At 59.8% G+C, this 6,000-nt stretch carries 4 protein-coding genes and 1 tRNA gene; 4 read left to right on the forward strand and 1 reads right to left on the reverse strand.

Annotated elements, in window-relative coordinates:
- Positions 1 to 20: 20 nt before the first annotated feature.
- Positions 21 to 1,037: an outer membrane protein assembly factor BamD gene (locus D8U82_RS12540; protein ID WP_016773139.1), complete on the reverse strand. Its 1,017-nt coding sequence runs from the start codon at positions 1,035 to 1,037 to the stop codon at positions 21 to 23.
- Between the two features lie 151 nt (positions 1,038 to 1,188).
- On the opposite strand from D8U82_RS12540, the gene rluD reads away from it, so the two are divergent.
- The 4 genes from rluD (at position 1,189) to D8U82_RS12560 (ending at position 5,938) form a co-directional block, all read left to right on the forward strand.
- Positions 1,189 to 2,151 (forward strand): 23S rRNA pseudouridine(1911/1915/1917) synthase RluD, encoded by a 963-nt coding sequence (gene rluD / locus D8U82_RS12545; RefSeq protein ID WP_042610487.1) that lies wholly within the window; start codon positions 1,189 to 1,191, stop codon positions 2,149 to 2,151.
- Entirely contained in the window at positions 2,148 to 2,870 is a 723-nt protein-coding gene (gene pgeF / locus D8U82_RS12550) for a peptidoglycan editing factor PgeF (RefSeq protein ID WP_130902289.1), read from the forward strand. Before rluD ends, pgeF begins: the two co-directional genes overlap by 4 nt.
- Positions 2,871 to 3,000: 130 nt before the next feature.
- Positions 3,001 to 5,565 (forward strand): ATP-dependent chaperone ClpB, encoded by a 2,565-nt coding sequence (clpB, locus tag D8U82_RS12555; RefSeq protein WP_130902290.1) that lies wholly within the window; start codon positions 3,001 to 3,003, stop codon positions 5,563 to 5,565.
- A 297-nt stretch (positions 5,566 to 5,862) separates the two neighbouring features.
- Positions 5,863 to 5,938: transfer RNA gene (locus D8U82_RS12560), tRNA-Asn, on the forward strand.
- Positions 5,939 to 6,000: the final 62 nt, after the last annotated feature.

Below are 6,000 nucleotides of genomic sequence, written 5' to 3' on the forward strand. Positions count from 1 at the left end.
TTTTCGTACCGCCGGTGTAATCAGTCGAACACGCCGAAGGTCATGTAGCTGAACCACGAGCGATCGGTGTCGCTGGATTCCGGCTCTGGCTCTTCGATCACGTCGCCGTTTTCGTCCTTAGGCTTGAGCTCGTTCGGAATCGCATCTTTCGCGTCCTGGAACTGCTTCTGCACGTCCTGGTTGGCGCGGGTTTCGCCCGGCGGCAGCGGTGGACGCGATTCGATCAGGCCCAAAGTCGCCTTGCTCAGGAACGAACGGTTGTCGGCCTCGGCTACGCGTGGCACGAACTGGCCATCTTGCAGGCTTGGGTGATCCGGGTAGTTGAGCTTCAGGGTTTCCAGGCTGGTGGCGGCCAGATCGTCGAGGTGCAGACGCTGGTAGGCTTCGGTCATCACCGCCAGGCCGTCGCCGACCGATGGGGTTTCCTGGAAGTTTTCCACGACATACTTGCCACGGTTGGCAGCGGCTACATAAGCCTGACGGGTCAGGTAGTAGTCAGCGACGTGAATCTCGTAGGCCGCCAGCAGATTGCGCAGGTAGATCATGCGCTGCTTGGCGTCCGGCGCGTAGCGGCTGTTCGGGTAGCGGCTGGTCAGCTGCGCGAACTCGTTGTACGAGTCACGGGCGGCGCCCGGGTCACGCTTGGTCATGTCCAGCGGCAGGAAGCGCGCCAGCAGGCCGACGTCCTGGTCGAACGAGGTCAGACCCTTGAGGTAGTACGCGTAATCCACGTTCGGATGCTGCGGATGCAAACGAATGAAACGCTCGGCGGCAGACTTTGCAGCTTCCGGCTCGGCGTTCTTGTAGTTGGCGTAGATCAACTCCAGCTGAGCCTGATCGGCGTAGCGACCGAACGGATAACGCGACTCCAGAGCCTTCAGCTTGGCTGTGGCGCTGGTGTAGCTGTTGTTGTCCAGATCAGTCTGAGCCTGCTGATACAGCTCGGCTTCGCTGAGGTTTTCGTCTACGACTTCCTTCGATGAGCAAGCAGCGGTCAATGCGAGGATGGCGATCAGCAGCAGGTGTTTCACTTGCATGGCGGCTTGCGTCCCTATGACGGCCGCTGTCTTGGGCGGGGCCGTCCTGTTATGATGAGCGCCCCGTTGAAAAGCCTCGGGGCAAAAGACGCCGTATTTAACCACAAGCGCGCAGCCGAAACCAAAGGCTGTGCCGACGCCCAGTCCGAGCATGTCCGATAAAATTGAACTTCGCGCAGAGGTGCCGTCCGAATTGGGCGGCCAACGCCTCGATCAAGTCGCCGCCCAACTCTTCGCTGAGCACTCACGCTCGCGCCTTTCCGCCTGGATCAAAGAAGGTCGCCTGACTGTGGACGGGGCGGTGATCCGCCCGCGCGACATTGTGCATGGCGGTGCCATCCTTGAGCTGACTGCCGAGCAGGAAGCCCAGGGCGAGTGGATCGCCCAGGACATCGAGCTCGACATCGTCTATGAAGACGACGACATCCTGGTGATCAACAAGCCTGCCGGTCTGGTGGTGCACCCGGCTGCCGGTCATGCCGATGGCACCCTGCTCAACGCTTTGTTGCACCATGTGCCGGACATCATCAATGTCCCGCGTGCCGGTATCGTGCATCGTCTGGACAAGGACACCACCGGTCTGATGGTGGTGGCCAAGACCATTCAGGCGCAGACCAAGCTGGTCGCACAATTGCAGAGCCGCAGCGTCAGCCGTATCTACGAGTGCATCGTGATCGGCGTGGTCACCGCCGGTGGCAAGATCAATGCGCCGATCGGTCGTCACGGCCAGCAACGCCAGCGCATGGCAGTGATGGAAGGCGGCAAGCCTGCCGTCAGCCATTACCGCGTGCTCGAGCGTTTCCGTTCGCACACCCACGTGCGGGTGAAGCTGGAAACCGGTCGGACTCACCAGATCCGCGTGCACATGGCGCACATCAACTTCCCGTTGGTCGGCGATCCGGCGTATGGCGGGCGTTTCCGCATTCCGCCTGCGGCCAACCCGACCATGGTGGAATCGCTCAAGCACTTCCCGCGTCAGGCGCTGCACGCGCGCTTCCTTGAACTCGATCACCCGACGAGCGGTGAGCGCATGAGCTGGGAATCGCCGCTGCCGGAAGATTTCGTCTGGCTGCTGACCCTGCTCAAGCAGGATCGCGAGGCCTTCGTCGGATGAACTGGCTGACGCCGGACTGGCCTGCGCCGGCCAGCGTCAGGGCCTGTGTCACCACCCGCGAGGGTGGTGTCAGCGAGGCGCCGTTCGACAGCCTGAATCTGGGGGATCACGTCGATGATCGCCCGCAAGCGGTGGCCGAAAATCGTCGCCGCTTGACCGAACACTTCTCCATACAGCCTGCCTGGTTGCAGCAAGTGCACGGGATCACCGTTGCGCATGCTGATCCGGGCATCGTTGCGACTGCAGATGCCAGTTGGACGGCAACGCCGGGTATTGCCTGTGCGGCGATGACGGCAGACTGTTTGCCGGCATTGTTCTGCGATCGTGCCGGCACGCGTGTCGCGGCCGCTCATGCCGGTTGGCGTGGGCTGGCGGCGGGCGTGCTTGAGGCAACTCTCGACAGCCTCGATGTTCCTGCTCACGAGGTACTGGTCTGGTTCGGCCCGGCCATTGGCCCCAAAGCCTTTGAGGTCGGTCCGGAAGTACGGGAAGTCTTCATCAATCAACTGCCTGAAGCAGCAGAAGCGTTCGTACCGAGCAACAATGCCGGCAAGTTCATGGCTGATATCTATCTGCTGGCGCGCCTGCGTCTGGCTGAACGGGGTGTCACGGCTGTTTATGGTGGCGGTTTCTGCACCGTGACCGATCCGCGTTTCTTTTCTTACCGCCGTGCGTCGCGCACCGGTCGTTTCGCCTCCCTTGTTTGGCTCACCCGCTAAACTCTCTGATCTGCATCAACTCTCCGACGCTTGAATCTCCCAGAATCGACCGCATCTACAGTGGTATCTGGCAGGTTTCTTTATTCAGGATGGTTTCTTAGGTCCGGCCTGCTCAAAAGGAAGGTGACCCATGCGTATTGACCGTTTAACCAGTAAATTACAGTTGGCCCTGTCCGACGCCCAGTCGTTGGCGGTTGGCCACGATCATCCGGCCATCGAGCCGGCGCACTTGATGCAGGCCATGCTTGAACAGCAGGGCGGTTCGATCAAGCCGTTGCTGATGCAAGTAGGCTTCGACGTCAACAGCTTGCGTAAAGAGCTGACCAAAGAGCTTGATCAACTACCGAAAATCCAGAACCCGACCGGCGACGTCAACATGTCGCAGGATCTGGCGCGTCTGCTCAATCAGGCTGACCGTCTCGCTCAGCAGAAGGGCGACCAGTTCATTTCCAGCGAACTGGTGCTGCTCGCCGCGATGGACGAGAACAGCAAGCTCGGCAAGTTGCTGCTCGGCCAAGGCGTGAGCAAGAAAGCCCTGGAAAACGCGATCAACAACCTGCGTGGTGGCGAAGCGGTAAATGACGCCAACCACGAAGAGTCGCGGCAGGCCTTGGACAAATACACCGTCGACCTGACCAAGCGCGCCGAAGACGGCAAGCTTGACCCGGTGATCGGCCGTGACGACGAGATCCGCCGCACCATTCAGGTTCTGCAACGCCGCACCAAGAACAACCCGGTGCTGATCGGTGAGCCTGGCGTGGGTAAAACCGCGATCGCCGAAGGCTTGGCCCAGCGCATCATCAACGGCGAAGTGCCGGACGGCCTTAAAGGCAAGCGCCTGCTGTCGCTGGACATGGGCGCGCTGATCGCCGGCGCCAAGTATCGCGGCGAGTTCGAAGAGCGCCTGAAAGGCTTGCTCAACGAGCTGTCGAAGCAGGAAGGGCAGATCATTCTGTTCATCGACGAACTGCACACCATGGTCGGCGCTGGTAAAGGCGAAGGCTCGATGGACGCTGGCAACATGCTCAAGCCTGCGCTGGCTCGCGGCGAGTTGCACTGCGTCGGCGCGACCACGCTCAACGAGTATCGCCAATATATAGAGAAGGACGCGGCGCTCGAGCGGCGTTTCCAGAAAGTCCTGGTGGACGAGCCGAGTGAAGAAGACACCATCGCCATTCTGCGTGGCCTTAAAGAGCGTTACGAGGTCCACCACAAGGTGGCGATCACTGACGGTGCGATCATCGCCGCAGCCAAGCTCAGCCATCGCTACATCACGGATCGGCAGCTGCCGGACAAGGCCATCGACTTGATCGATGAGGCCGCCAGCCGTATCCGTATGGAGATCGACTCCAAACCGGAAGTACTCGATCGTCTGGAGCGGCGCCTGATTCAGTTGAAAGTGGAATCCCAGGCGCTGAAGAAAGAAAGCGACGACGCAGCGAAGAAACGCCTGGAAAAACTCCAGGAAGAAATCGAGCGTCACGAACGTGAGTACTCGGATCTGGAAGAAATCTGGAACTCGGAAAAAGCCGAGGTGCAGGGTTCTGCGCAGATTCAGCAGAAGATCGAACAGTCGCGCCAGGAACTGGAAGCCGCACGCCGCAAAGGCGACCTGAACCGCATGGCCGAGTTGCAGTACGGGGTGATCCCCGATCTGGAACGCAGCCTGCAAATGGTCGACCAGCACGGCAAGAGCGAAAACCAGTTGCTGCGCAGCAAGGTGACTGAAGAAGAGATTGCCGAAGTCGTGTCGAAGTGGACCGGCATCCCGGTGTCGAAAATGCTCGAAGGCGAGCGCGACAAGCTGATGAAGATGGAGAGCCTGTTTCACAAACGGGTCATCGGTCAGGAAGAGGCGGTCGTGGCTGTGGCCAACGCCGTGCGGCGTTCCCGCGCCGGGCTGTCCGACCCGAATCGTCCGAGCGGCTCGTTCATGTTCCTCGGCCCTACCGGTGTCGGTAAAACCGAGCTGTGCAAGGCCTTGGCCGAATTCCTTTTCGATACCGAAGAGGCGATGGTGCGGATCGACATGTCCGAGTTCATGGAGAAACACTCCGTGGCTCGTCTGATTGGTGCGCCACCGGGCTACGTCGGCTATGAAGAGGGCGGTTATCTGACCGAAGCGGTGCGTCGCAAGCCGTACTCGGTGATCCTCATGGACGAAGTCGAGAAGGCGCACCCGGATGTGTTCAACATCCTTCTGCAAGTGCTTGAGGATGGCCGGCTGACCGACAGTCACGGGCGTACGGTGGACTTCCGCAACACGGTGATCGTGATGACCTCCAACCTCGGGTCGATGCAGATCCAGGAACTGGTCGGTGATCGTGAAGCGCAGCGTGCTGCGGTGATGGACGCGCTGACCTCGCACTTCCGTCCTGAGTTCATTAACCGGGTTGACGAGGTGGTGATCTTCGAGCCGTTGGCGCGGGATCAGATCGCCGGGATTACCGAGATCCAGTTGGGTCGCCTGCGCAGCCGCCTGGCCGAGCGCGAGCTGAAGCTGGAGCTGAGCCCGGAAGCGATGGACAAGCTGATCGCCGTCGGTTACGACCCGGTGTATGGCGCGCGTCCTTTGAAACGGGCGATCCAACGCTGGATCGAAAACCCGCTGGCGCAGTTGATCCTGTCGGGTCATTTCATGCCGGGCGACACCGCCACCGGCAAGGTCGAGAACGACGAAATCGTTTTCGGCTAAGCCTCAGCGGCAATGAAACCGGGAAGGCCTCGCATTGCGAGGCCTTTTTTTCGCCAGGCTGTTGAACTCAAAGGAAAAGGCTTGTAAAGTGCGCCCCGCAGTCAGTCACCGGCAGCGTTTCAACCCACCGGGTTGGAATCTGAAATAAGTTGCAAATCATTAACTTGAAAGCAATTTAGGGGGTTGACAGAGGTGTTCTAGGTTGTAGAATAGCGCGCCTCAGACACACGAACGCAGCGATGCGAACGAGTGGCGAGATGCAACAAAGCTTCACCGTTGTAAATTGAAATATGTAGTTCCGTGATAGCTCAGTCGGTAGAGCAAATGACTGTTAATCATTGGGTCCCAGGTTCGAGTCCTGGTCACGGAGCCAATTTCAAACCGGGGTATAGCGCAGTCCGGTAGCGCGCCTGCTTTGGGAGCAGGATGTCAGGA

It is taken from the genome of Pseudomonas sp. Sample_23 (assembly GCF_004307595.1).
Lineage (GTDB): Bacteria > Pseudomonadota > Gammaproteobacteria > Pseudomonadales > Pseudomonadaceae > Aquipseudomonas > Aquipseudomonas atacamensis.